Genomic DNA, 25,096 nt, shown 5'->3' on the forward strand with positions numbered 1-25,096 from the left:
ACACACCGCCTTTTGTGGCAATGGACTAAATGCGTCCGGCAGCGATGATTGTTTTCTCAACCAGGGAGACAGTCATGCGCAAAGCGTTTGCTATTTTAACGCTGATGTCGTCAGCGCTGGCAAGCTGCGCTAGTTTCACGCCGGCGCAAGTGGCAAAGCCGAGTGACATCTCGCTCGACAGCGCCCTCAACGACGTTGCGACATCCCTTCATAAGCTACAGCGCAAATATGCCGACAAAGAGAAAATCGGCATGATGGTCGATGAGGTGCAAGTCCAGTTTGCAATCGCCGTCACAGCGGCGGACAGCGGCAAAGTTCAATTGAATGTCGCGGATATACCGGTTGGCACCGCAGGTGGCACACTTGGCGCAAGCGCTGAGCATGATCAAAGTTCCGGCGCCAATCGCGGGAACACTATTACCGTTACCTTCAAAAACGTAGCGACAGCAGACCTCAGCAAGGGAAGTTTTTCCCTTCTCAAGCCTGCGGGTAAAGGGGGAAAGGCTATCGGCGATAACGCCCCGAAATGGACACCCGAGCAACTCGCTGCCCTGCAAAAGGCGCTCGATAAATTGAAAGTCTATGAAGTCCAACCGGGTGGCAGTTAATGCAGGTGGCGCCGTTTCACAGCTGCCGCCTGGATGCAAAAGGGGTGGGGTGATAGGGATGAATGAGGAACATCCTCATATCGAGCCCGAATGGAAAAGCGCCTTGGCGGTTATCGCTGTGGTGCTCGCCTGCATCTTTCTGATTACCGCTCCCTTTTGGCTCTGACCTGCCGCCTCACCCTCGTATCCACCGCTTTGAATTTCGTACCGGTATGGAATATCATGCGGAGCTTTCGTGCTCTCTCAGGCCTAAGTCCGTACTTGATCGGGACTTTGGTCCATGTTCACGCGCAGCGTTCATGGCATATTACATCTAAGGCGTGGATTAATGCCTCGCAGCCGTGTGTAAATCGGAATGGAAAGACATGAAAAGAATCGTAATCGCCGCACTGGCGCTCGCAACGACTTTGACCGCATCGCCGGCATTCTCTCAGGTCTACTTTGAATACGGAGTTGGGCCTCGCTACGACTACGATCCGCCGCCACGCTACTATCGCGATCCGCCGGCCTATGCATATGATGGGTACTATGACGGACCGCGCTATCGGTATCATCGCCGGTGCTGGACGGAGAGACACTACGCTTACCGCCATCATCATCGAGTGATGGTGCGCGAAACTGTGTGCGACTAGTTGATACGAAGGAACGTTGTTCTCTGTTCGCTCACGTCCGGTCCCAGATGTAATTGGTAGCGCTCACAAAACTGTCACACAGTGATGGATTGAGGCTGTGCAAGTGAATAAACTCCAGTTCACCCCCCTGCTTTTAACAGTGCTCCTGTTGGTGCCCTGCGTGGCCCCACCCGGCAGGGCAATTCATTTTAGACCACTGGAGCCTTAATAGGACGACACAGTTTGATACTTTCCCACCAAGCTTAGCCCGACGTTAAGTCGGGCTTTTTCGCGGAAATGTACCGCGCCGGGTTTGCCGGAAACTCTAACTTCTGAGAAAGTAGAGCCCATGCAAGCAAGACAACAAACAAATTTCCACCGGAAGTCCGCGCCCGAGCAGTGCGGATGGTTTTGGATCTCCAAGGCGAATATTCCTCGCGATGGGCGGCGGTTTCCTGGATCGCCGCCAAGATCAGCTGCTCGGTGCAGACGCTCAATGAATGGCTGAAGAAGACGGAAGTGGACGATGGTTCGCCACCTGTGTGGCAGCGTAAGAACCTGTGCCGGTGCTCGCCAATCGGTGGCGGAAACACCCAATGTTACTTGTGAGAACCGCTGCTAACCACTGGCGCCGAGCTCTACAGATCTGGTACTGCGCTCCTGGGCGACAGCTTTTCTAAAGAGGGCATCTACTTGCTTAACATCATCGCTAAGAAATTGCTCCGACCACTCCGAGAAAAGCGCCATCAGCGTGCAAACGTGTTGATCCATATCGGACTTCATAAAACAGGCTCAACCTCTATCCAGCATTTCATGGCCAGCAATAGGGAGCGGCTTCGCGATGGGGGCATACTATACTACCGGGGGGCCTTGACCGATCATAACCACGTGGACCTGCATGTCGTTTCAATTCGCCCTGACAGAGGAACTCCCTTCAAGCGCGATACTGGCATTCAAAACACCCCCGAATTCTTAAAGAAGGTGCAAGGGCGCGTTAGAGATGCCCTGGCCCAAGATGCCAAATTAATAGTTTTCTCGAATGAAGGAATTTCATTAATTGCTCACAGAGATGAGGCGCTTCGCCTCAAGTCTCTATTCACGGATTCCAATATTAAAATCCTCGTATACCTGAGAAACAAAGCCGATTTTTTGGCTTCGTATCGCGCTGAGATGGAGAAATATAAGCATCCCATTACTATTACGCAGGACTCTTACGCCTACACTGAGGACGACAGCTGGTTAATCAACTATCCAGAACGATTGAAGGTATTTAGAGAAGTATTCGGAGACAGCAATATCGTTACGATAGACTACGATAAAGAGATGGAATCACATGGAAGCGTACTTCCATCGTTCATCAGCGCCATCGGTGCAGAGTCCCTTTTCGCGCCTTCAGATTGGCAAGACGTTTGGCTGAATGCACGACCTGCAAGCAATTGAAGCCTGAGGAGCGGAATTGGAAATGCAATTCCTCATCGGAGCAGTGTTTCAGCGGCCAATGAGAACCAACATCAAACGCTTTAGCGCATCGGCGAAAGACACACCGAGTGCCATACCGGCAATCCCGATCATTCCTAACGCCCCAAGACCTATGAGCTTCCACCGCTTCACGTCATCGGTGACCGGCCAGCCAGGGGCGCCGATGGCGGATTGTCGTGAGCCGCGATATAGTGGATCAGCCGGAGGTTGACTAGCGACGTTAATCCCAATGCACAGAGCCAGCGCCGCGGAGCTGAAACATGATGGCCCCCCTCCAATAAAATATCTGTGCCTAGCGAAAGCGCGCGGTGGCGCGATCAGCGAGAAAATTCTTTCCCAGAAGGACCCACCGTTTTTTTGGGGGGCTGTCGGCCTTAGTTGGCTCCAGCCCCTGATCGAGCCGCGCATCAATGGCGCGTCGCGTTATTCCCGGCTCCACCACCTCAGCATCGCGGATCTGGCGGGCCTCGTGAATGTCTTTTCTGGTGAGGCCGATGTCAGCGACGGTAGCAGCGTTACGGACTGGAACGGTGCTATCCCCGCCACCTTTGGGTCCGACAACCTCACCGCGTTCTTGCGCGGCATCATACTCGTCGGCAAGGCGACGCTTGGCCATGGATTCGATTTCGAGGGCATCAGCCTGTGCCCGATAGACGGCGCTGATCAGGCGCCATGGAGTCATGCCGTACGAAGTGCGCCACTCGCCACAAGGTAATGACGAGCGGCCTGTTTTGGATTGGTCGCCCGCCAAGGATGTTGGGCTTCTCGCGTAATGCGCTAGAGAATGGATTCTTGCCCCTTAGGTCCGTCCATCGTTGGCGTACCGGGCGTGATCACGGTCGACGTCGCTTTCTGCACGTCGGTCTGTGCTGGCGCCGAGCTCTCGACGCTGCCAGGAGCCGTGATCCAGTCTTGCAGGAGGATTGTCGTGCGCGTGCCGGCCTGGTCCTGCGTGAACGTCACCTCTGCAATCTGAAGGCGGGATGTCTTCAACATCAGCATGGGGGAGTCGACAGTTGTATAATCAGCCACCTCCGGCAGGTTGCCAGAGGACAGCAACCAACCCTGATAGACGATGCGAACGGTGAGCTGCCCACCTAACGACGCAAGCTGGTTGTGTGCAGCCGCCTGCTTCAGATCGTCGGCGTCGACGGGGATGTCGGCCTGTATTTGCCTCTCGACGGTGTAGTTGGCACCCTTCGCGTCAGCCTTCCCAGAATAGGCGCCGCGGTTCTGCGCCGGCGTGCTATTGTCGGTCCCGCGCTGTTGACCGACCACTTCGATAGTCGTGTCCTGTGGATTGTGATCAAGACAGCTTGCGGAAAGGATATTCCTGCCCTCAACGAATTCGGCTGTCGGCTTCTTATCGGCGCTTCCACGCGCAACCATGTTCCCGTTCTTGTCGTCGTGAAGCCTGATACCGCGGTATTTCGACAACCTGGACAGCAGACTGAAAGGCGTTTCTCCAGGCTCGATATTGACGTATTTGAATGCCTTATCCCAGCCGGATGGCGGATTGAGAGCCTTCAGCACCACACCAACAGGTGATAGCACCTTGTTTGCGATAGCCTGAAAGCTATAGCCCTTGAATTCTCCATCCTTGAGAGGGATGGACTGCTTTACCGCTTTCAATACCTGCGACGCGAAAGTCACTCTCACAGAGTGGTTGTTCGCGTCATAGGCGACCTGCCGCTCGTGAATGTGACCCGATGCAAATAGCTGGCCGGCGAGCTTCACCGTAGCGGAGTCACCCTTTTTGATCTGCAGCGCCTGTCCAACCGCACCATTGGCGCCGACCTTCTCGGTGACCGTCAAGGTGACAATCCGGGCGAATGGATTGATGCTAGCTATGGCCGTCACCGAGTCCCAATCACGGAAAACCTTTCCGTTGATCGTGACCTCGCATGTTTCTTCAATTTTTGGCAAATTTGTACTCCATGGCGTCCGATCCGGCATGAAGGCCGGATGAACTGGGCTATTTTCATTGATGATTTCATCGGCTCGGCTGGCGTCGCCATACAGGATGTTTGCCAGGGTCAGCGCCGTGCGGCACCGCGAAATTTCGATCGGTCCATTATAGACTCCAATGAAAAAGGCGCCCCGAAGGACGCCTTGTGAATGACATGCTTGTTAGCAGTGCGTGACGATGCCATTTACAACAACCATCGTCGAGACGTTCACAGATCCGACAGAACAGGACACACCAACAGAACTTCCGGCCGTAATGCTTCCCTGAAAGACGGTTCCAGACGAATTAATCGTGATTGGTGTCGCTCCAGGGACAGATAAGGCCATGGAGCTATCTACCGCACCGGCTGAAACTGACGTGACTGTTGCTGTGATATTCGCCGAATTCTGAATGGTGCCATTGCTATCGGCCCCCTGAAAAAGCACCGTTCCCAGCGTATCACCAACATGCACCGCACTCCCGGCGCCGCTTGCCCCGCGACTTTTTTTCAACTGAATATAGGCCGCATTCGCATCATTTGCCTGGTTTGCAAGCGAATTTTGCGGTGCGAAAGATGCTGTTGAAACGGTCGTTAAAGAGCCTTGAAGGTGCGCTCCTGTTCCATCGACAGCAAACGTCGGCGTTCCGCCAAAGGATGTTACGATAGCACCGGAATTCGGATTTACCGGCGAGACAGTAGTCGAGTAGCCAAGAGTAGACGTACCGTAATTATTACCATACCAATTGATGCCGTCGATCGCCGAGGCCGTGGAATTGAAATTGATGGTTTGGCCGCTTGCCATATTCAAGGCAGACTGCAAACCGGTCATTTGGGTCGTATCGAGTCCGACGTTATAGCCGCCGCTCCCAGATAGAAAGACATCAACATTCTTTGAGCCAGATGACTGGCCGCGATATCCCATCCATACTTCGCCAAGAGCGGCAGTATTGTTGGTGCGGATGAAATTTCGTACATCGCCGATCGCCGCAACATCGTGGCCGCCATCAGAGAAATTGAGATCTCCAACACCTTGCAAATAACCGCCATCGGTCGTGGCGCCGAAATCACCAAACATGCCGACGCAGGCCGGGCTAGCAAGAAAATTTGTCGCGCCCGCACGGGTATTGGTGATCTGGCAGAACGTATAATAGCCACCAGCATCCCCCTGTCCGTTATGATTGATCATAGTGCGGTAGGTCGAAAATCCGGTGCGTTGACTATTAGTGGTCGTAGATCCATTGGCCCCGGAGCTAAAATTTATGAGGGACTGGAACGGTGTCACGGCAGGCGACCAATAATAGGTTCCGTTTCCCATCGTTCCTGCACCAGTGACATTGTATGTCAGTGGCAAGAACGTCTTGCTAAAATCACCATTAAATTCAGTCGCAAGATTTTCTGGGAAACTATAGGTTGGTTGCGATGATACGTTAACGGTGGCCGACGTATTTGCAACGCTCGACGGGGCTATATTATTGGGCCGCACCGAAACCGCAGACCCGATGATCCCGGAATTAATTTGGCTGGCATCGATGCTCTTGTTGGTGACGGTGGCCGCGCCGTTCGCAGTGAGGAGCGTATCAGTTCCTGACGGAATCGTGATCGTGCCAGAGGCTGTTGAAGACGCCTGCAGGACTGTCGCACCAGATGTCGAGCCGCTGAAGTTCGCGCCACCGGTTATCACTGGGCTTGGGAGGGTTTTGTTCGGAAGCGTCTGGGTATCCGTGGTCCCGACAATGGCGCCGGAAGGCAGAGATTTGCCGCAATCAGCGATCAGATTGGCACTTGTTCCCCAGCAGGCGATATTCCCATTGACCGGTAAAGTGGAACCCGGCTTGAGAAAGTCCGTGACGGGCTCGCGTCCTGCAAGGCCACTGCTATCGTGGCCAACCATGTAAGAAAGGGCGCGAGTCGGAAGATTATTGATCGAAACAGATGTCGATTGCGCAAGTGCTCCAGTCGCCACAGCGCACGTCAGTAGCGCGCCGAGGATTAGTCGGTTCAAATTCATCGATTATTTCCTGTGATTGGGCGCTCTTCGTCGGCCGAGGCTACCCTTGGCCCATTGAAATACCTCCCCCTATGAACAAATTGACCATATGTTCAGAGGGAAGCTGATGTTGACTGAAGAGCTGTTGAATCAGCGCGACCTTGAAGAATGTTCGTCAAGGCAGCGCTTTACTGCGCACGCTCTATTTGAGGTGCGTCCTATTTCGCGATCGCGGTCGCGGGTCAGCCGCTAAATTGCGAGCTCGGCCGTTGGGATAGCGATCACGACATGCTTTCTTAGTGCCGGCTCACCGACGCTAAGTTTGATTGAAGCTAGGTTCGGAGTCATCGTCACTGGGAAGCTGACGGCGCTGGCTTGGTCTGTCATATCGAGATAGAAACTGCCGTCCTTGGCGCGGATCTCGACAATGTATCGGTCACAGCGGGTTGCCGCGCTCCGAGCGACGGACATAGCTTTCTGTTCCGAGGTAGGTGATACCGTCGTGCGTGTATTCGACGATGTATGCGGGCTCGCCGTCATCGTCTTTCGTCACGCCGATAACACGACACGGCTGCCAACTGGCCTTCATCGAGCCGCCGGCTTGCTTTGTGTAGATTTCCCGGCTGGCGAAGTAGGGGGTGGGTATTGCGAACATGTTTTCATCCGATCTTCTCCTCGATTGTGTTTTCGATAAGCGGTGGGTAGCGAGCGGCCGGATTCCACCGGCCAGCGGTGCTTCCACCGCACGGGGGGTATAAGGGGGGTGGTGGCTACCCCCGGTGGAAGGCGGTGGAAGGGCGCTGGAAGCGCGGTGGAAGGGTCGGTGGAAGCACCGCTGAAAGGCCAATATTCCGCCGTCAGATCTACGGTGGAACGGCGGTGGAAATGCCAAGAGGTTTGACGTTCACGCCTTCGGGCCGAAATCTTCAGACGCCAAGATCAGTCGTTTTCGTTGTCTGGACGGTGGCCCCTCCATGATGATCCGCACATCACCTGAATCAATGAGACGCTGCATCGCATCTGCAAGCGCCTTCTTCGACATGCCCTCTGCGGCCGGATGCTTCGCCATCTTCGCAGGTGCGTAACTGGTACCAGTGACGTCGCTGACGTTCTGGCCAGTGCGGTTGAACAGAGACAGCACCTCCTTAAACACGCGTTCGGCCTTTGCTGCCAGAAGCTGCGATCCCAGCTGAGGCTTGCCGTCGTCGAGAACAAATGCACCATCCTTCCAACGCAGCCGGATTTCGCCGCCGGTCGTGCCGTAGTTCGCTTTCATCGTCTTCAAGATACGCAGGTCTGTGTCCGCATCCTTCGCTTCTGGTCGCGTCAGGTAGAGTCGCGAGCGAACACTGTTGTTCCAGGCCGTCGAGCCGGACGAGCCGGTGCCGGTTTGGATGCCCTGTACGGAAGGATGGGCCAGCAGGATAACGGCACAATTGACGCTAATGGCAAGCTGACGAAGCATGCCGATGAATTGGCGCACCTGGCCGCGCTTGATCTCGTCACCACCGAAAAGATCGGCCGCGGTATCAAAGACAATAAGCTTTGGCTGCCATTCGCATGCGCGATCGACAATGCTCTGCATGAGCGGCGTGCCTAGCATCTTGCCGGATTTATCGGGCACCGCCAAAAGCGCGTCTCGATCAGCGAGAGGTATGAGACAAAAACCTGCAAGGTCCGCGAGAGTGCGGCCGTGCGACCTGGCTATGTCCAGCAGGCGACGGTGAAACTCTTCAGCTTCATCCTCGGCGCCGACATAAAGCGTGCGGCCTGCGCGCGGATTCATTTCCAGTGTATCGACAGCCATGGCGCCGGCCGCAGCAAGTTGAAGCGTCAGAAGGGATTTGCCGACGCCACCGTCGCCATTTACGATGGTGACTTGGCGCATGGGTATCAGCTCTTCCACGTACCACTCACGCACGGGCACCGGCTTGCCGTGCCACTCAGCGGGATTGACTACCGTCAAGACGTTCTCGCCGTTTTCGGCTTCCTTGGATGAATGCTCAGCTATGACTTCGCGCGTGTTGGCACGTTTCGCATCGGCTTCGCGATACCCCATAACGCGCCTTGCGGCCTTTGGGGATATTCCTTGTAAATCGTCCGGGATGTCATCGTTCGCTGCGAACGACGTTAATGCACGCGATTTCAAATATGAGGGATGGATTGTTTTCGAGTCGCCGCTCTCGAATATCACCAAGCATTTGTCGCCCGTTGCCGCAGACACCCTCCCATTCCCCCAGATATCATGCCGGACATTCTGCCCAACAGCGAATTTACGCGCATCAGGCAGCGCGGTCGGTATTGTCGCCATCGGCCGTCATTGCCTCGAATTGGTCAGTTGCAAGTTTGGTAATGCGTTCGGCTAAGGGCGCTGCGAACGTTGCTACCCGCCGGTAGCCGGACTGCGGTGCGAAGGTAAGTAGCCGGCCGTCGCGCATCTTCAGAAGTCGCAATCCGTAAAGCCGCACCTCGGGGGTCAGCTCCAGATCGAAACAGGCGATGGCGCGGTGACCCCCGCTCTGCTCGTCGATCAATTTAAAATCAAGAATCTGCATTTCATCCTTTCTGTTGGCGCCAAAGGGCGGGACCCACCGCCGAAGCGGGCAGATAGAGTGGAGTCACTTGTTGGTGATGTTGGTCAGGATGCTTCCGTTGCATGCACAGCAGCGGCACGATCCAGAACTCGTTCCAGCACGCCCCTGAGCGGTATGACGGCGCCGGGCTTATCGTCGATGACCACAGCATCGGTCATCTCGAAGTCGGTCGCAGCACCGTTTGTGCGCACGATCATGTATTCATGGTCTAGCTCGCCGTCCGCTGTGTTGTTGGCAATCGATCCTGCCTCGCGCATAGCCGGCCTGACGGAGACGCCATATGCCGTCAGCTCCCGGAGGATGGCAAAGTAGAGCGCGTCGTGGGCGCTGAACCACAATCGGCTACCCGACTTGACGCCGGTGAACTCAGGCACGAGGTTGCGGGCGAGCCAGCCGCGAAGGGTATCTTCCGGGACATCGACGATGTCGGCGGTTTCGGCGACGCTGAAATCAGCTCGTCGCCAGAATATTGGCAAGGTCATTGTCTGTCCTTTGTTGAAGGTTGAAAGGGGCTGAAGGCAAAAAGAAAGGCGTCCGAAGACGCCTTGAGCTTGTGAAGAAGTGCAGATGCACGGCAGATAAGTAGTGTCTGGGTGGCAACGCCCCGCGCTGCCATCGAGAGGCGCGCGGGGCGATGATCAACAGTCGGGAGAGGAGGAGACCGACTGGATTGGAGTGCCGTCGCAGTACGGCTGGCGAATAAAAAAACCGCCCTGAAGGACGGCCATAACAGATTGAGCGGAGCCCGAAAATTTCGCACCCCTTCATATATACTCTCCGCGAGAAGCCAAAAAATGGCACATTGGCCCGTTTTCATTAACGCCAAAATGAAAAGCGTAATGATTTCAATCCAAGCAATTTTTGTCTTTCGGCCGTACAATCCCAGCTGCAGGAGCGGCGTGGGCGGTCCCTATGCAGCCGCATCCCAATCGATCGCCGGCTTCCGTCTCTCCCGGAACGGCACAATAATCCCGCCATATCGTTTCGCTGCGCGGATCTCCGCCGCCGCGTGAGACAGCCTGCGCTCAAGCTCTGCGATTTTCGCCATATCTGCCCGCTGACGCGCGAGAAGCTTCACGGACAGCACAATAGCGTACGCTGCGGCCGAAAGCTTTCCTGCGGCCCAGGCGCGGCGCTGCGCTGTAGTTCCATAGGGTCCGCTCGCCCCGATTTCCTCCAATGTCTCTCCGGTCACCAAGGCGCGTTGCGCAACATCCAGAAGATCGAGCTCGTCGAGAATGCCGTCGATGGCGGTATTCGGTGTGCTTGCCCACTTCGCGGCGGCCTTTGCCGCGAGATTATCAAGCGAGCCGTGTTCTGCGTCTGGCAGCGCTTGGCGCAGGTTCTTTGTGGCTTGGCTGTTCATGCGGTCCTCCTCAATGATTTATTGTCGTGCGCATGCCGCTCATGCCGCCCTTGCGGCGATTTTGGCTTCTATCCAGGCAGTAACTTCCTCGCGAACGAACGCTACGCGACGCTCGCCGAGCTCGACAGCAACCGGGAAGCGCCCCTCAGCGCGGTATCGATTCAACATCGTTCGGCTCATCGAAGTGACGCGGCATGCATCATTGAGAGAAATGAGTATTGGAATGTTGTCGTTGCTGGCGGAAGGAATAACAATATCTCCTCTTTATCGACGCGGACGGAAGCCTGACGTCAAGTTGATCGATCGTTTTCAAGAAGATTTGGTGACCAGCACGCGGTTGCTGGGTTTATCGTTAAGCGACGTCCGAGACGCCACGTTCCCCGGGAACGCGTCCGGCGGCCACGCCGCAGTTATATCCTCAGAAGAGGTCAGGCCTGATCGGGGCCTCATCAAGGCTTGCACCTTGGAAAACTCGGCGACAGCCGCCAAGCATCTTCATTATCTAGCGTAAAGTTACAAAATGGACAACTTGTTTATTTACCTATGGTTGTCAAAAATTTCTTGACGCATTTGTAAAGACGCATGTTTACACCGACAGATACTTCGCCCAAGTCTCCATAAGCTGCCGGCGCTTCTCAAGCGCGTCGCTTCTTCTGTAGGCTTGCTCAACTGCATTGCCGACCTTGTGCCCAAGTGCCATTTCGGCGATTTCCCTAGGGAATTCAGTCTTGTCACCGGCGAAGTCGCGAAACGCTGATCTAAAGCCATGCATCGTTATATCCGGCTTGTTCTTCCTGATCCAATTTGGCATGGCCATGATCGGTAATGCTTGGTCATCCTGAGTGAAAACAAGGCCCTTGCCCTGTTCTGGCAGCGATGCGATTGCTTGATCTGTAAGCGGAACAATCAATTCCCGCCCAGTCTTTGTCCGCTCTTTCGGTATCGTCCAGATCTTGGCGCCGAGATCGATCTCATCCCATTCGGCAAGACGGGCCTCGCCGCTACGGACAGCGGTCAGCAGGATAAAGCGTATAAGCTGCTCGACGGAGCTGTCGCCCAACGACGAAAAAAAGGCAGGCACATCTTCGTATCGCATCGCTTTGTGATTGGCTCCGGTAACCCGTCCAGCCTTGGTGAGAAGGTGCTCCAGGTGACCAGACCAACGCGCGGGATTGTCACCGGTACGCATCTTTTTGACAGTTGCGTAGTCCAATACAGACTCGATTTTCCCTCGGACGCGCTGCCCTGTCGTCACACGCTTTTCCCATAGAGGTTTGAGCGTCGCTTCGACGAGGTCCGTGGTAACAGCGTCGATCTGCGTGTTAGCTAGTATCGCAGCATGCTCAAAGAGGTGGCGCTCCCATTCCTTTCGGGTGTGCTCCTTCCAATCGTCCCGATCTGCGATGAATTGCTCAGCGACCTTACGGAACGTTTTCTCAGACACGGACCTGGCAGCGACTTTTTCAGCATGCGGATCTATGCCGTTTGCCAGCATCACGCGCAATTCATCAGCCTTGCGCCGTGCCAATGCAAGACTCACCGGAGCTGTACCACCAAAGCCACCGAGCCCGAGCTCTCGTCGTTTTCCATCGCGCGAATAAATGAAAAACCAGGATTTCGAGCCGGCCGCGTGCATACGCAGATAGAGCCCGTCACCATCAGCGTAGATACCAGGCTTCTTGATCGCCTTGATTTTTATGTCGGTGAGCCGATTGCTTACCATAGCCTCTACCATAAAGTGGACGGTTGCCAATATGGATAAGGTGGACAGCTTAGGCAAGGGAAAAGCCTGAAAATCAGGCGTTTAGCAATATTAGATCAGTGAAATCAATGCCGCCTAAGCGCCAAAATGGCGCTTTTCAAAATTCCCAGAAATCCAGCTTTATTCATATCAGTGCGGCCGCGTGACCGGGCTCGGCGCATCCGGATGGATTTCCGCCGCCATCAGGCCCTTTTCGCCAGGCCCGAAGCGCACGAGCACCACCTGCCCCGGCCGCAGCTCGGCCAGGCCGAAGCGACGCAGCGTTTCCATATGCACGAAGATATCCTCGGTGCCCTCGCCGCGCGTCAGGAAGCCGAAGCCCTTGGTGCGGTTGAACCACTTGACCAGAGCCCGTTCCAGGCCACTCGTCGCCGTTACCTGCACATGCGTGCGCACGGGAGGCATCTGCGAGGGATGCACCGCGGTCGATTGGTCCATGGAGAGGATCTTGAAAGCCTGATAACCACGCTCCCGGCGCTGGATCAGCGCAACGATGCGGGTTCCTTCGAGAATCGTCTGATAACCGTCGCGGCGGAGACACGTCACATGCAGCAACACGTCCTGCATGCCGTTATCCGGCACGATGAAACCGAACCCCTTGGCGACATCGAACCACTTGACGACGCCTGAGATTTCGATGAGCTCGACGGTATCGCCGGACATCTCCTCGAAGTCGTCAACTCCCTTCGATGAAATTCTGTCACCCATCCTAGCCAGCCCTCGATTACGCGTCACACTGTTACGGTTAACTGATTCCCTGATATCAAGATTAACATCTTGGTAACGGAAAAGCGCAAGTCCTAGTTTTCGTTTATTCCCACCCTAAGATTATTGCTCCAAGACTTGCGCGAAGCTGGTGCCGCGATCGAAGATCCGCCCAGCTCAACATTAAGAGAGGAAATAGAATGCGTTATCTCCATACGATGGTCCGCGTCACCGATCTCGACGCCTCGTTGCATTTTTATAGCACCCTGTTCGGGCTTGTCGAAACCCGCCGCTACGAAAACGAGAAGGGTCGCTATACACTCGTTTTCCTTGCGGCCGATGAGGATGCCGAATCATCCCGCAGCAATGGTGCTCCCAGCCTTGAACTGACCTACAACTGGGATCCGGAAGAATATAGCGGAGGACGTAGTTTCGGCCACCTCGCCTATGAAGTCGACGACATCTATGCGACCTGCCAGAAGCTGATGGACAACGGCATCACCATCAATCGCCCGCCGCGCGACGGTCACATGGCCTTCGTGCGTTCTCCGGACGGCATTTCCATCGAGATCCTGCAGAAGGGCGCCAACCTTCCGTCTGCCGAGCCCTGGGCCTCCATGCCCAATACCGGCTCCTGGTAGCGCCAAGCTTTCGCGAGGCTTACGGCACGCGCGGAGCCATCCGTTTCGCGCTTGCCGCCCATGCCTATCCTCCGGCATGCTTGGACGACTCGAAGCATCATGCATCGGATATCGCGCGGTCATCGTTCCCAGTCAGCGCGTGCGATATCGCCGTCCCTCGCAAGGAGGCCGTTCCGATGCAACCTTATTTGCAGGGAACGTCCTATGTGCGATCAGCGGATTTTATACGGCAGGAAGAAGCTCGCAAGCACAATTGCCGTTCTTGCCTCATTTGTGATGATGGCGGGCTGCGCGACCACGGCCAAAAAGCCAACCGAGACTTCGCAAGCCGCGCCCGTCGTGCCATTGACTGTGGCAGAACAGCTGGCAGCCGACATGAACAGCAAGGCAGACGCGAGGCGACGCAAGGCCGATGGCGCCTATCGCGATCCGATGGTCCATAGCGTCAACGGCACACGCCAGCAGATCGTCGCCCAGCAGAATCAGGCGCTCTATCCCGCACCTGCGGCAGCCCCGACCGCGGACGGCCAGACCGGCATCGCCGGGCTGGTCACGCAGCCGACCGGCGTCAACGCGAATAGAAGCAGCATCTTCTCCGCGCCGCCGCCGATTGCGGTCAATCCGGACGGAACTCTAGCAAAGAACCAGCCAGACGGCGGCCAGGCGATCACGCCGATGATGCGCAGCGTCTACAGCACGCCACCAGCCGCTATGCAGACAACGGCACCGCAGACGATGGATGCCGCCAGCGTCCCCAATGGCCGCACCTCGGCCGACATGCTGCCGCCACCCGTCATCCGCAACTCAAACTCGCCGGCGGTAGCTGCACCGCAGCCGATTGCGCAGGTGACGGCATCGGGAGTTTCGGCGACGCCGAACCCGAATGTGCGTGAGTTGAACGGCAGACAGGCAGCGGCCTTGGCGCAGTTCATCGCCTCGAAGAACCAGCCTCAGAACGGCAAGCTGCTGGTGCAGCCCATGCCGGGTGCAAGTGGGCAATAAAAAAGCCCGCGTTTCCAGGGAATCTTCGATATCGCCGGCAAGAGCCTGTTAAGGCTCACTTATTCAGTGCCGGCGGTAGTTTCACCCATCTGTCATTTTTTCCACAAAAAAGCAAAATTGCCGCTTGCGGGAATGAAATCACCCCGCTATAAGCGCGCCACACAACAGCTGCACGCGCCCTTCGTCTATCGGTTAGGACGACAGATTTTCATTCTGTAAAGAGGGGTTCGACTCCCCTAGGGCGTGCCACTGTTGTTCTCTCCTGTCATGAATTCATTGACCTACCGCTTGCGGACGCAATGGGCTATTCTTATCTAGGCCATGCAGCACGCGCCCTTCGTCTATCGGTTAGGACGACAGATTCTCATTCTGTAAAGAGGGGTTCGACTCCCCTAGGGCGTGCCAAAAGCGTGTCCCGAAGTTTTCCACAAGCACCTCGAAAAATCTTCGCCTAGTCATAGATTTTTTTGGGATTTTTCTCAGATTTTTCGCGATTTTCCGCTTGCGAGAATGAAAGGTGCTGACTATAAGGGCGCCACAGCACGCGCCCTTCGTCTATCGGTTAGGACGACAGATTTTCATTCTGTAAAGAGGGGTTCGACTCCCCTAGGGCGTGCCACTGTTCTTCCCCCTGCAAATCGTTGATTGAACTTCGTAAACGAAGTTTTGGGCAAGTTTCTCAGAGAGCTTTTGCCACGTCCGTGACGCGCAGCTGCACGCGGCGGCTTCCCTGCCAATGATCGGCGCCGAGCGTGCCGGCGACATGGATCTGAGCGCCGCGCGACGACATCAGCAGATCACCCAGAGGCGTCTCGGCCGCACGGAAGGCGATGCCGTCAACCCGGCCGCCGTCCTGCGCCTCCAGCGTGATCTTGATATGCGACTGGCCGACAAGGCGGGAATCGCGCAACCTGTGGCTTGGAAGGGCGAAGACGGGCTGTGGATGGCCAGAACCATAGGGGCCTGCTGTCTCGAGCCTGTCGATCAATTCCACGGTGGCGCCGCTTGCTCCGAGCGCGCCGTCGATCTTCAATGTCTCGTTGGCCACGAGACCGGGGACTTGTTTCTCCGCCTTCTCGGTGAAGAAGGCGCGCAGCTTGCCGAGATTGCTCCGTTCCACCGTCAGACCGGCCGCCATGGCATGGCCGCCACCTTTGACCAGCAGGCCGGCATCAACGGCGGCGCGCACCATACGGCCCATGTCGAAGCCATTGATGGAGCGGCCGGAGCCGGTGCCTTTGCCGACGGGATCGAAGGCGATGGCGAAAGCCGGGCGGCGGAATTTGTCCTTGAGGCGCGAGGCGATCAGACCGACGATTCCCGGATGCCAGCTCTCGCGCGCCGTCACGATGACGGAGGCGCCATCACCATTGCCATATTCCGCCAGCGCTTCGGCCTCGGCCTCCTGCAGCATGGCGGCTTCCATGGCCTGCCGCTCGCGATTGAGCTCGTCCAGCTTCGCCGCGATCGTTTCGGCCTCGCCGGCGTCCTCAAGCGTCAGCAACCGAGAGCCAAGGGCTGCATCACCGATGCGGCCACCGGCATTGATGCGCGGGCCGATCAGGAAGCCGAAGTGATAGGGCGTGACGGGACCATTGAGCCCGGCCTTGCGAAACAGGGCGGCAAGCCCGAGATTGCCCTGGTGGCGGGCAGCGATCAGCCCCTTGACCACATAGGCGCGGTTGAGACCCTTCAGCGGCACAACATCGCAAACGGTCGCGAGCGCGACGATATCGAGCCAGGCAAGCAGGTCGATCGAACGCACGCGGGAATCACCCGCTTCGCGCAGCAGCCTGAGCGCCGCGACCAGAACCATGAAGACGACGCCAGCAGCACAGAGATGCCCCTGCCCCGAAAGATCGTCCTCGCGATTGGGATTGACCAGGGCATGGCAAGGCGGCAGCTCATGCGCCACCTGGTGGTGATCGATAACGACGACGTCGATGCCGCGTGCCTTGGCCACCTCAAGCGATTCGAAGCTGGTAGAGCCGCAATCGACCGTCACGATCAAGGTCGCGCCACTATCGATGAGTTGTCCGATGGCGGTCGGATTGGGGCCGTAGCCTTCAAAGATGCGATCGGGAATATAGATGCTGGCCGGGACGCCGAAATGGCTCAGGAAGCGATAGAGCAGCGCCGAGGAAGCCGCACCGTCGACGTCATAGTCACCGAAGATCGCGACGGTTTCGCCCTTCCTGATCGCTTGCAGCAGGCGCTGCGCCGCCTTCTCGCAATCGGTCAGCAGATGTGGATCCGGCATCAGGCCGCGAATCGTTGGATCGAGGAAAGCCATGGCTTCCTCCTGCCCGACGCCGCGCCCGGCAAGCACCCGGGCAATCAGTTCCGGTAGACCATGTGTCTGCGCGATGGCAAGCGCTCTGTTCTGGCCGGCCTGATCGAGCCGGGACACCCAGCGATTGCCTGATACCGAGCGCTCGACACCGAGAAATGCCCGTTGAACTGGATCGACCGGTTGCTCCACCATCTCTCCCGGAATTTGCGGGCGGCGTCCCTTTAAGGCACGCCGCCGCTGGTCAGATTATTCTTTCGGCCGCTCGATGCGAATGACCTGCGGTTCGCCGACGAGATAGCCCTCGTTCTTGATCGTGGCAACGGCCTTGCGCACCGAATCCTCCGTCGTCGCATGGGTGACGAGGATGATCGTCTGGTGATCGGACGGCGCCAGATGCTGCTTCGAGCGCTGGACGATCGATTCGAGCGAAATATGGTTTTCCGCCATGCGGGTCGCCACGCTTGCGAAGACGCCGGTGCGGTCAAGCACGGTCAGGCGGATAAAATAGCCGCCTTCATGGCTCTGCATCTGCGCCTTGCGATAGGGTTCCAGCGCCTTGGCCGGATGGCCGAGCACCGGCACGCGCTGCTCGCCCGGGCGGCTCTTGGCGATATCGGCGATGTCGCCGAGCACGGAAGATGCCGTCGCATTGCCGCCTGCGCCTGGGCCGACCATCAGCAGTTCGCCGAGAATGTCGGATTCGATCGCAACCGCATTGGTGACACCATCGACCTGGGCAATGACCGAATCGAGCGGCACCATGGTCGGATGCACGCGCTGCTCGATGCCGCTTTCGGTGCGCTGGGCAACGCCGAGCAGCTTGATGCGATAGCCGAGATCGGCAGCAGCACGAATATCCTCGATGGAGACATTGGTGATCCCCTCGAGATAGATGTCGTCGGCCGCGATGCGATTGCCGAAGGCAAGCGTCGTCAGGATGGCAAGCTTGTGAGCCGTATCATTGCCCTCGATGTCGAAAGCCGGATCGGCTTCGGCATAGCCGAGGCGCTGGGCTTCCTTGAGGCAATCGCTAAAGGATAGGCCTTCCTTCTCCATCCGGGTCAGGATGTAGTTACAGGTGCCGTTCATGATGCCGTAGACGCGGGAAATCGTATTGCCCGTCAGGGATTCGCGCAGGGCCTTGATGACCGGGATGCCGCCGGCAACGGCTGCTTCGAAATTCAGCAGGGCACCCTTCTCTTCGGCGATCTGTGCGAGCTCAACACCGTGATAGGCCAGCAGTGCCTTGTTGGCGGTGACGACATGCAGGCCACGTGCAAGCGCTGCGCGCACAGCTGCATTGGCAGCACCCTCGGAACCGCCGATCAGCTCGACGAACACGTCGATATCGGCCTTCTGGGCGAGATCGACCGGACCGCCGAACCATTCGATGCCAGTCAGATCGATGCCGCGATCCCGCGTGCGATCGCGCGCGGTAACGGCGACGATCTTGACGGGACGACCGCAGGTAACGGCAAGCTCGTTAGCGCGGCTCTGGATAATGCGGACGAGCGAGGCACCAACGGTGCCCAAGCCCGCAATGCCGATTTTGAGGGCATCTGCCATGGAAAATTCCTGATCAGTATTGGGGACGGCAGCCGCCAGAGCAGCTGCCGCGCGACATTATGAACGGTGAGCGTTCAGCGAAATGACATTGTGCATCGTCTCGTCCGCCGTCGAGAGGAAGCGCTTCAGATTGCGCGCTGCCTGGCGGATGCGATGTTCATTTTCAACGAGCGCGATGCGGACGTAATCGTCGCCCTGCTCGCCGAAGCCGATGCCCGGAGCAACCGCAATGTCGGCCTTCTCGACCAGAAGCTTGGAGAATTCCAGCGAGCCGAGATGACGGAACTTTTCCGGGATCTTCGCCCAGGCGAACATGGTCGCCGCCGGCGGCGGCACGTCGAAGCCGGCCTTGCCAAAGCTGTCGACCAGAACATCGCGGCGCCGCTTATAGATGTTGCGCACTTCGGCGATATCGGAACCGTCGCCGTTCAGCGCGTGGGTCGCTGCCACCTGGATCGGCGTGAAGGCACCGTAATCGAGGTAGGACTTCACGCGCGTCAGCGCCGCAATCAGCCGCTCGTTGCCGACGGCGAAGCCCATGCGCCAGCCGGGCATGGAGAAAGTCTTCGACATCGAGGTGAACTCGACCGTCACGTCCATCGCGCCCGGCACTTCCAGCACCGACGGCGGCGGCGCGTCGTCGAAGTAGATTTCCGAATAGGCCAGATCCGAAAGCACGATGATGTCATGCTTCTTCGCGAAGGCGATGACTTCCTTGTAGAAATCGAGCGTCGCGACATAGGCTGTCGGGTTCGACGGATAGTTCAGGATGAGCGCCAGCGGCTTCGGGATCGAGTGACGCACGGCCCGCTCGAGCGGCGGGAAGAAGCTATCATCCGGCTCGACCGGTATCGAACGGATGACGCCGCCTGCCATCAGGAAGCCGAAGGCATGAATCGGATAGGTCGGGTTCGGGCAAAGGATGACGTCGCCAGGCGCGGTGATCGCCTGCGCCATGTTGGCGAAGCCTTCCTTCGAGCCGAGGGTGGCGACCACCTGCGTATCGGGGTTGAGCTTCACGCCGAAACGACGGGCGTAATAGGCGGCCTGCGCGCGACGAAGGCCTGGAATGCCCTTGGAAGAGGAATAGCGATGCGTGCGCGGGTCCTGGACCACTTCGCACAGCTTGTCGACGATCGCCTTGGGGGTCGGAAGATCTGGATTGCCCATGCCGAGGTCGATAATGTCCGCCCCGCCCGCTCGCGCGCTCGCTTTCAAACGATTGACCTGTTCGAAAACGTAGGGCGGCAAACGCCGGACTTTATGAAACTCTTCCATTTCTTTCCCCATGGGACAGCGGCCCTCAAAACCGCGCTGAAGTTCGTTGATCTCCCGGCCAGCCGCGATACGAACTTGGGACTCGCGGCGCCGTATTCATGCTATCTCGAAAGATAAGGTGAATCTTGGGCGCTTATGCACGCAAAGTGCAATCCGCCTGTCAGATACATCCAAATTCGGCCTATCCGAACGCTTTGCGTCCAAATCGCCTGAAACGCAAGGCTAATTCTGCGTCTGGGCAGGCTGCGTGCCGCCCTCTTTCTGAATTTCCTGCAATGTATCCTGACCATGTTCGGCAGCGAGCTTGCGCATCTCGGCGACGCGTCTCTGGTACTCGGCTTCCGAGATCGTGCCGGCCTTGCGCTGCGATCCGAGTGCCGTCAGCTGCTTGACCAGATCACCAGCCTGCTGATCGTTGATCTGGACGTTTGCAGCGGTCGGCGGCGCATTGAAGGAAGGATAGCCATCCTTGTAATATTGCTGCGTGCTGGTTTCCACGACCGGCGTGCCCTTGGCGGGCTTTACGATCACCGCCTGGGGCGGTTGCTTGCGCTTGGCGAAGGCCGCCTTTTCCTCAGGCGTCGAGCAGCCCGCGAGCGTCAATGCGAGAATTCCGCACATTGCACCGCAGAGTACGGAATACCGGTTCAGTCTTGCCACCATGCCGCCGCCCATAATTGTCTTCCTGCGCTATTCCTTGCTGTGGGTTGCGACTGTTAAATTTGTCGCAGCAGCAAAGCAAGAGCAGGGTTGCGTTTCATTCGACTTGTATTCCTTTTCCCGCAAGATGTACAAATGGAAAACAAGACACGAGCTGCCGCCGGGAGGATGATGCGTGACCGACAGCAAGCGGGACAAGAATGAAGGTAATGGCGGCTTTCCCGGCTTTGATCCAAAGTCAGTCGAGCCTTACATCGTCAGGGATCCCGAAGCGATGGCCGTCAACTTTGCCCGTGCGCTGGAAAATCTCGGCAAGGCCGCCTCCGCCTGGCTTGCGCCACGCGAACGCGGCGAGAAGGTCGATACGGTTGCCGACCCCTTCACCGACATGGTCAAGACGCTCTCGAAGGTCGGGGAATACTGGCTTTCCGATCCTCGCCGGACGCTGGAGGCGCAGACTCACCTGCTTTCCGGCTATTTCGGCCTGTGGACGAAAACCATGCAGCGCCTCAGCGGCGATTCGTCCGCCGAAACCGAAGCCGAGCCGGTGAAGGACAGGCGCTTTGCCGATGAAGACTGGCAGAAGAACCCCTTTTTCGACTTCCTGAAGCAGACCTATCTTCTGACGTCGAACTGGGCGGAAAAGCTGGTCGGTGATGCGGAAGGGCTGGACGAACACACTCGCCATAAGGCAGCTTTCTACACGAAGCAGATCACCGCGGCCTTCTCTCCGACCAATTTCGTCGCGACCAATCCTCAAGTCTATCGCGAAACCATCGCCTCCAATGCCGAGAATCTCGTGCGCGGCATGAAGATGCTGGCTGAGGATATCAGCCTCGGCCACGGCGAATTGCGGCTGCGGCAGACCGATATGACGAAATTCGCCGTCGGCCGCGATATGGCGCTGACACCAGGCAAGGTGATCGCGCAGAGCGATGTCTGCCAGGTGATCCAGTACGAGCCGGCGACGGACAAGGTGTTGAAGCGTCCCTTACTCATCTGCCCGCCCTGGATCAACAAATTCTACATTCTCGATCTCAACCCCCAGAAATCCTTCATCAAATGGTGTGTGGAGCAGGGTCACACCGTCTTTGTGATCTCCTGGGTCAATCCCGATCATCGCCATGCGGCGAAGGACTGGACTTCCTATGCCCGCGAAGGGATCGACTTCGCGCTCGATACGATCGAAAAGGCGACCGGAGAGCAGGAGGTCAATGCCGTCGGATATTGCGTCGGCGGCACACTGCTCGCCGCCACCCTCGCCCTCCATGCCAAGGAAAAGAACAAACGCATCCGCACGGTGACGTTCCTGACGACGCAGGTGGATTTCACCTTTGCCGGGGACTTGAAGGTTTTCGTCGACGAGGAGCAGATCGCAGCGCTTGAGGGACAAATGAATGTGCTCGGCTATCTCGAAGGCTCGAAGATGGCGACGGCCTTCAACATGCTGCGTGCCTCAGAGCTGATCTGGCCTTACTTCGTCAACAACTACCTGAAGGGTCAGGAACCCCTGCCCTTCGACCTCCTGTTCTGGAACGCCGATTCTACACGCATGGCGGCCGCCAACCATTCCTTTTACCTGCGCAACTGCTACCTCAACAATGCGCTGAGTCAGGGCAAGATGGTGCTCGACGGCAAGACACTGTCGCTGAAGGATGTCCGCATCCCGGTCTATAATCTCGCGACGCGCGAGGATCACATCGCGCCGGCCAAGTCCGTCTTCGTCGGCAGCCAATATTTCGGCGGCCCGGTCGAATTCGTGGTGACGGGCTCCGGCCATATCGCCGGCGTCGTCAATCCGCCGGACAAGCACAAATACCAGTTCTGGACCGGCGGCTCCTTGAGTGGCGACTATGAGAAATGGCTGACGGAAGCAAAGGAGACACCAGGCTCATGGTGGCCGCATTGGCACTCCTGGATCCTCTCGCAGGATCACCGCATGACCGCGGCACGCCAGCCCGGCGGCAAGGCGCTCAACGCACTCGAAGAGGCACCGGGCAGCTTCGTCATGGAACGGGCATAAGCAGCCATCCGATTATGCAATTTCCTTCGTCTCTCATCCCTGCCCGCCTGATTTCGCGCTACAAGCGCTTCCTCTTCGACGCCGAGCTGGAGGACGGAACCTTCATCACCGGCTCCTGCCCGAATACCGGATCGATGCTTGGGCTGACGACGCCCGGCTCACGCATCTGGCTTTCCGAGCATGAGGGCGCGAAGAGAAAATACCGCCATGTCTTCGAAATGATCGAGGCGGACGGCACGACGGTCGGTGTCAATACCGGTATGCCGAACCGGATTGCGGCCGAGGCGATCGCGCTCGGGCAAATCTCCGATCTCGGCGCTTACACGACTGTCAAACGCGAGCAGAACTACGGCCGCAATTCCCGCATAGACCTGCTCTTGACCGACCCTTTGCGCACAACCACCTATGTCGAGGTGAAAAACGTCCATTTCATGCGACAGCCGGGCCTTGCGGAATTTCCCGATACGGCGACGGCCCGCGGCGCCAAGCATCTGGAAGAACTCGGCGATATGGCCGAGGCCGGTTACCGCGCCGTGATGCTGTTCGTAATCCAGCGCCGTGACTGCGATCGCTTCCAGATCTGTAGCGATCTCGATCCGGTCTACGCCAAGGCCTATGAACGCGCTTTGAAGCGTGGCGTCGAGGTCTATGCGTTGAAATGCAGGGTTTCGCCGACGGAAATCGCGCCTGCCGGGTTGATCCCGATAGACGAACCCGGCATAGCTGCATTAGAACAATTTAAGATCTCTACCGAAGGCTAGTCATGGTGAATTACATCGAAGCGGCAACGGCGCCGGCGAAGAATACGGGCGCTATCCGCATCTACGGGCAGGATGCCTTTGCCGGAATGCGCAAGGCCTGCCAGTTGACGGCGCGCTGCCTCGACGAACTGGCCGCCATCGTCAAGCCGGGTGTCGCGACTGATGTCATCGATCGCTTCGTCTTCGAATTTGGCATGGATCACGGCGCCTATCCGGCGACGCTGAACTATCGCGGCTACATGAAATCCTCCTGCACGTCGATCAACCACGTCGTCTGCCACGGCATACCCAACGACAAGCCGCTGCGCGAAGGCGATATCGTCAATATCGACGTGACCTATGTGCTCGACGGCTGGCACGGCGATTCCAGCCGCATGTATCCGGTCGGCGAAATCAAACGCTCGGCCGAACGGCTGCTGGAAGTCACCTACGAATCCCTGATGCGCGGCATCGCTGCCGTCCGTCCCGGCGCTCGCACCGGCGCCATCGGCGAAGCGATCCAGACCTTTGCCGAAGGCGAACGCTGCTCTGTCGTGCGCGACTTCTGCGGCCACGGCGTCGGCAGTCTCTTCCATGACTCGCCGAACATCCTGCATTACGGCCGGATCAATGACGGCCCGGAACTGCGCGAAGGCATGATCTTCACCATCGAGCCGATGATCAATCTCGGCAAGCCGCATGTGAAGGTGCTCGGCGACGGCTGGACGGCCGTCACCCGCGACCGCTCGCTTTCGGCCCAGTACGAACATACGGTCGGCGTCACGGCGGCGGGCTGCGAGATCTTCACCCTGTCGCCGGGCGGCCTCGACCGCCCCGGCCTGCCGCCGCTGCAGGGATAATTCATGGCGAAACGTCCTGCTTCTTCCAACGGACATGGCGACATGCCCCTCGAAAGAGGCGGGAAGCTGGAGACTTTGGAAGAGGCTCCGCTGCTCGACGAGCGGCTGTTCTTCCCCCAACAGACTGTCAAGCCGGCCTCGCAGACCGCCAAATCCGCCCCGATAGCCAAATCTGCGCCAGCCAATGTCGAAGCCCATTATCATGGTCACCGCGACCGGTTGCGCAATCGCTATCGCGACGGCGGCGACGCGGCGCTGGCGGACTACGAAATTCTCGAGCTCTTGCTTTTCCGGCTAATCCCGCGACGCGACACGAAACCCATCGCCAAGGCATTGCTTGCCCGCTTCGGCACGCTTGGCGGTGTATTCGGCGCGCCGGTCAACCTGTTGACCGAGGTCAATGGCGTCGGCGACGCCGTCGCTCTCGACCTGAAGCTGGTCGCGAGCGTCGCACAGCGCATGCTGAAGAGCGAATTGACCGGCAAGCCGGTGCTCTCCTCCTGGAAAGCGCTTATCGATTATTGTCATGCCGCGATGGCACACGAAGCCCGCGAGCAATTCCGCCTACTGTTTCTCGACAAGCGCAACGCTTTGATCGCCGACGAGGTGCAGGGTTTCGGCACCATCGATCATACACCGGTCTATCCGCGCGAGGTCGTCAAGCGCGCGCTCGAACTCTCCGCCTCGGCAGTGATTCTGGTCCACAACCACCCGTCAGGAGACCCGACCCCATCTCGCGCCGATATCGACATGACGAAGACCATCATCGATACAGCCAAGCCGTTAGGCATCACTGTTCACGACCACGTTATTATCGGCAAGAACGGTCATGTCAGCTTTCGTGCATTACGTTTAATTTAGAATTTCGCACCAAAAGCGATAAATATATTTAAGAAATCACAGTATCAATTTGATATTAAATGATAATATTGATTCGACTTAAACCATATATTTGCAGGTCCTCCGAATTTG

General features: G+C 57.6%; 24 protein-coding genes, 3 tRNA genes and 2 pseudogenes. 13 read left to right on the plus strand and 16 right to left on the minus strand.

What is annotated here, in order from left to right:
• Positions 1–74 precede the first annotated feature (74 nt).
• The 4 genes and pseudogenes from GA0061103_RS24120 (at position 75) to GA0061103_RS24135 (ending at position 2,659) form a co-directional block, all read left to right on the plus strand.
• Positions 75–608 (plus strand): hypothetical protein, encoded by a 534-nt coding sequence (locus GA0061103_RS24120; RefSeq protein ID WP_092715634.1) that lies wholly within the window; start codon positions 75–77, stop codon positions 606–608.
• 365 nt (positions 609–973) lie between these two features.
• On the plus strand, positions 974–1,240 hold the full coding sequence (locus GA0061103_RS24125; protein ID WP_092715636.1) for a hypothetical protein: 267 nt from the start codon (positions 974–976) through the stop codon (positions 1,238–1,240).
• Positions 1,241–1,624: 384 nt separating this feature from the next.
• Positions 1,625–1,750: pseudogene (locus GA0061103_RS34815) on the plus strand (IS3 family transposase); the annotation flags it as partial.
• A gap of 162 nt (positions 1,751–1,912) precedes the next feature.
• A complete protein-coding gene (locus GA0061103_RS24135) occupies positions 1,913–2,659 on the plus strand; it encodes a hypothetical protein (RefSeq protein ID WP_141694464.1) in 747 nt (248 codons plus the stop codon).
• Positions 2,660–2,707: 48 nt separating this feature from the next.
• On the opposite strand, the pseudogene GA0061103_RS35450 reads toward GA0061103_RS24135, so the two are convergent.
• The 12 genes and pseudogenes from GA0061103_RS35450 to GA0061103_RS24210 form a co-directional block, all read right to left on the minus strand.
• Positions 2,708–2,845 (minus strand): annotated as a pseudogene (locus GA0061103_RS35450) (DUF1515 family protein); the annotation flags it as partial.
• A gap of 145 nt (positions 2,846–2,990) precedes the next feature.
• Positions 2,991–3,449 (minus strand): hypothetical protein, encoded by a 459-nt coding sequence (locus GA0061103_RS35125; protein WP_167376632.1) that lies wholly within the window; start codon positions 3,447–3,449, stop codon positions 2,991–2,993.
• A gap of 26 nt (positions 3,450–3,475) precedes the next feature.
• A complete protein-coding gene (locus GA0061103_RS24150) occupies positions 3,476–4,624 on the minus strand; it encodes a phage baseplate assembly protein (RefSeq protein WP_141694466.1) in 1,149 nt (382 codons plus the stop codon).
• Positions 4,625–4,828: 204 nt separating this feature from the next.
• The gene (locus tag GA0061103_RS34825) at positions 4,829–6,655 is read right to left on the minus strand and encodes a hypothetical protein (protein ID WP_141694467.1); all 1,827 of its coding nucleotides are present in this window, start codon (positions 6,653–6,655) and stop codon (positions 4,829–4,831) included.
• A gap of 415 nt (positions 6,656–7,070) precedes the next feature.
• Positions 7,071–7,289: a hypothetical protein gene (locus GA0061103_RS24170; RefSeq protein ID WP_092715652.1), complete on the minus strand. Its 219-nt coding sequence runs from the start codon at positions 7,287–7,289 to the stop codon at positions 7,071–7,073.
• 249 nt (positions 7,290–7,538) lie between these two features.
• Positions 7,539–8,945, minus strand: a complete 1,407-nt coding sequence (locus GA0061103_RS24175; protein WP_092715654.1) for an AAA family ATPase — start codon at positions 8,943–8,945, stop codon at positions 7,539–7,541.
• Entirely contained in the window at positions 8,917–9,189 is a 273-nt protein-coding gene (locus GA0061103_RS24180; RefSeq protein WP_092715656.1) for a hypothetical protein, read from the minus strand. Before GA0061103_RS24180 ends, GA0061103_RS24175 begins: the two co-directional genes overlap by 29 nt.
• Before the next feature lie 83 nt (positions 9,190–9,272).
• Positions 9,273–9,710, minus strand: a complete 438-nt coding sequence (locus tag GA0061103_RS24185; RefSeq protein ID WP_092715658.1) for a hypothetical protein — start codon at positions 9,708–9,710, stop codon at positions 9,273–9,275.
• 428 nt (positions 9,711–10,138) lie between these two features.
• Complete coding sequence (locus GA0061103_RS24190; protein WP_092715660.1) at positions 10,139–10,594, minus strand: hypothetical protein; 456 nt, start codon at positions 10,592–10,594, stop codon at positions 10,139–10,141.
• A 39-nt stretch (positions 10,595–10,633) separates the two neighbouring features.
• Complete coding sequence (locus GA0061103_RS35455) at positions 10,634–10,849, minus strand: AlpA family phage regulatory protein (RefSeq protein WP_141694472.1); 216 nt, start codon at positions 10,847–10,849, stop codon at positions 10,634–10,636.
• A gap of 331 nt (positions 10,850–11,180) precedes the next feature.
• On the minus strand, positions 11,181–12,374 hold the full coding sequence (locus tag GA0061103_RS24205; protein WP_141694468.1) for a tyrosine-type recombinase/integrase: 1,194 nt from the start codon (positions 12,372–12,374) through the stop codon (positions 11,181–11,183).
• Between the two features lie 111 nt (positions 12,375–12,485).
• Complete coding sequence (locus GA0061103_RS24210; protein WP_092715668.1) at positions 12,486–13,064, minus strand: cold-shock protein; 579 nt, start codon at positions 13,062–13,064, stop codon at positions 12,486–12,488.
• Positions 13,065–13,261: 197 nt separating this feature from the next.
• Between GA0061103_RS24210 and GA0061103_RS24215 the strand changes: the two genes are divergently transcribed.
• The 5 genes from GA0061103_RS24215 to GA0061103_RS24235 all read left to right on the plus strand — a co-directional run bounded on the left by GA0061103_RS24215 (position 13,262) and on the right by GA0061103_RS24235 (position 15,323).
• Complete coding sequence (locus GA0061103_RS24215) at positions 13,262–13,702, plus strand: VOC family protein (RefSeq protein WP_092715670.1); 441 nt, start codon at positions 13,262–13,264, stop codon at positions 13,700–13,702.
• A gap of 375 nt (positions 13,703–14,077) precedes the next feature.
• On the plus strand, positions 14,078–14,704 hold the full coding sequence (locus tag GA0061103_RS24220; RefSeq protein WP_245304856.1) for a hypothetical protein: 627 nt from the start codon (positions 14,078–14,080) through the stop codon (positions 14,702–14,704).
• Between the two features lie 174 nt (positions 14,705–14,878).
• A tRNA-Glu gene (locus GA0061103_RS24225) sits at positions 14,879–14,953 on the plus strand.
• 81 nt (positions 14,954–15,034) lie between these two features.
• Positions 15,035–15,109 (plus strand) — tRNA-Glu (locus GA0061103_RS24230).
• 139 nt (positions 15,110–15,248) lie between these two features.
• Positions 15,249–15,323: transfer RNA gene (locus GA0061103_RS24235), tRNA-Glu, on the plus strand.
• A gap of 60 nt (positions 15,324–15,383) precedes the next feature.
• Here the strand turns inward: GA0061103_RS24235 and recJ are convergent.
• The 4 genes from recJ to GA0061103_RS24255 form a co-directional block, all read right to left on the minus strand.
• On the minus strand, positions 15,384–17,189 hold the full coding sequence (recJ, locus tag GA0061103_RS24240) for a single-stranded-DNA-specific exonuclease RecJ (protein WP_425349535.1): 1,806 nt from the start codon (positions 17,187–17,189) through the stop codon (positions 15,384–15,386).
• 54 nt (positions 17,190–17,243) lie between these two features.
• Complete coding sequence (locus GA0061103_RS24245) at positions 17,244–18,563, minus strand: homoserine dehydrogenase (RefSeq protein WP_092715673.1); 1,320 nt, start codon at positions 18,561–18,563, stop codon at positions 17,244–17,246.
• A 57-nt stretch (positions 18,564–18,620) separates the two neighbouring features.
• Positions 18,621–19,841 carry an LL-diaminopimelate aminotransferase gene (locus GA0061103_RS24250; protein ID WP_092715675.1) on the minus strand — a complete coding sequence of 407 codons (1,221 nt, stop codon included), beginning with the start codon at positions 19,839–19,841 and terminating at the stop codon, positions 18,621–18,623.
• Positions 19,842–20,063: 222 nt separating this feature from the next.
• Positions 20,064–20,516 carry a gas vesicle protein GvpG gene (locus tag GA0061103_RS24255; protein WP_092715677.1) on the minus strand — a complete coding sequence of 151 codons (453 nt, stop codon included), beginning with the start codon at positions 20,514–20,516 and terminating at the stop codon, positions 20,064–20,066.
• A 160-nt stretch (positions 20,517–20,676) separates the two neighbouring features.
• Here GA0061103_RS24255 and GA0061103_RS24260 point away from each other — a divergent pair, with 160 nt between their 5' ends.
• From GA0061103_RS24260 to radC, 4 genes are read left to right on the plus strand one after another with little or no spacing between them, the layout of a single operon-like run.
• Positions 20,677–22,524, plus strand: coding sequence for a PHA/PHB synthase family protein (locus tag GA0061103_RS24260; protein ID WP_092715679.1), 1,848 nt, complete (start codon positions 20,677–20,679; stop codon positions 22,522–22,524).
• Between the two features lie 14 nt (positions 22,525–22,538).
• A complete protein-coding gene (gene sfsA, locus GA0061103_RS24265; protein WP_092715680.1) occupies positions 22,539–23,285 on the plus strand; it encodes a DNA/RNA nuclease SfsA in 747 nt (248 codons plus the stop codon).
• A gap of 2 nt (positions 23,286–23,287) precedes the next feature.
• Positions 23,288–24,124, plus strand: coding sequence for a type I methionyl aminopeptidase (gene map, locus GA0061103_RS24270; RefSeq protein ID WP_092715682.1), 837 nt, complete (start codon positions 23,288–23,290; stop codon positions 24,122–24,124).
• Between the two features lie 3 nt (positions 24,125–24,127).
• Positions 24,128–24,985 carry a RadC family protein gene (radC, locus tag GA0061103_RS24275; protein ID WP_092715683.1) on the plus strand — a complete coding sequence of 286 codons (858 nt, stop codon included), beginning with the start codon at positions 24,128–24,130 and terminating at the stop codon, positions 24,983–24,985.
• The last annotated feature ends 111 nt before the right edge of the window (positions 24,986–25,096 follow it).

This window comes from Martinezella multihospitum (assembly GCF_900094585.1).
GTDB lineage: Bacteria > Pseudomonadota > Alphaproteobacteria > Rhizobiales > Rhizobiaceae > Rhizobium > Rhizobium multihospitium.

What these genes read in the sequence shown, in the direction of transcription:
- GA0061103_RS24190 (WP_092715660.1), bottom strand. Translation starts at nt 10,594, where the DNA reads ATGAACAGCCAAGCCACAAAGAACCTGCGCCAAGCGCTGCCAGACGCA.
- GA0061103_RS24210 (WP_092715668.1), bottom strand. Translation starts at nt 13,064, where the DNA reads ATGGGTGACAGAATTTCATCGAAGGGAGTTGACGACTTCGAGGAGATG.
- GA0061103_RS24180 (WP_092715656.1), bottom strand. Translation starts at nt 9,189, where the DNA reads ATGCAGATTCTTGATTTTAAATTGATCGACGAGCAGAGCGGGGGTCAC.
- GA0061103_RS24245 (WP_092715673.1), bottom strand. Translation starts at nt 18,563, where the DNA reads ATGGCAGATGCCCTCAAAATCGGCATTGCGGGCTTGGGCACCGTTGGT.
- radC (WP_092715683.1), top strand. Translation starts at nt 24,128, where the DNA reads ATGGCGAAACGTCCTGCTTCTTCCAACGGACATGGCGACATGCCCCTC.
- GA0061103_RS34825 (WP_141694467.1), bottom strand. Translation starts at nt 6,655, where the DNA reads ATGAATTTGAACCGACTAATCCTCGGCGCGCTACTGACGTGCGCTGTG.
- GA0061103_RS24185 (WP_092715658.1), bottom strand. Translation starts at nt 9,710, where the DNA reads ATGACCTTGCCAATATTCTGGCGACGAGCTGATTTCAGCGTCGCCGAA.
- GA0061103_RS24250 (WP_092715675.1), bottom strand. Translation starts at nt 19,841, where the DNA reads ATGGAAGAGTTTCATAAAGTCCGGCGTTTGCCGCCCTACGTTTTCGAA.
- GA0061103_RS24255 (WP_092715677.1), bottom strand. Translation starts at nt 20,516, where the DNA reads ATGGGCGGCGGCATGGTGGCAAGACTGAACCGGTATTCCGTACTCTGC.
- GA0061103_RS24220 (WP_245304856.1), top strand. Translation starts at nt 14,078, where the DNA reads ATGAACAGCAAGGCAGACGCGAGGCGACGCAAGGCCGATGGCGCCTAT.
- GA0061103_RS24170 (WP_092715652.1), bottom strand. Translation starts at nt 7,289, where the DNA reads ATGTTCGCAATACCCACCCCCTACTTCGCCAGCCGGGAAATCTACACA.
- sfsA (WP_092715680.1), top strand. Translation starts at nt 22,539, where the DNA reads ATGCAATTTCCTTCGTCTCTCATCCCTGCCCGCCTGATTTCGCGCTAC.
- GA0061103_RS24175 (WP_092715654.1), bottom strand. Translation starts at nt 8,945, where the DNA reads ATGGCGACAATACCGACCGCGCTGCCTGATGCGCGTAAATTCGCTGTT.
- GA0061103_RS24125 (WP_092715636.1), top strand. Translation starts at nt 974, where the DNA reads ATGAAAAGAATCGTAATCGCCGCACTGGCGCTCGCAACGACTTTGACC.
- GA0061103_RS24120 (WP_092715634.1), top strand. Translation starts at nt 75, where the DNA reads ATGCGCAAAGCGTTTGCTATTTTAACGCTGATGTCGTCAGCGCTGGCA.
- map (WP_092715682.1), top strand. Translation starts at nt 23,288, where the DNA reads ATGGTGAATTACATCGAAGCGGCAACGGCGCCGGCGAAGAATACGGGC.
- GA0061103_RS24215 (WP_092715670.1), top strand. Translation starts at nt 13,262, where the DNA reads ATGCGTTATCTCCATACGATGGTCCGCGTCACCGATCTCGACGCCTCG.
- recJ (WP_425349535.1), bottom strand. Translation starts at nt 17,189, where the DNA reads ATGGTGGAGCAACCGGTCGATCCAGTTCAACGGGCATTTCTCGGTGTC.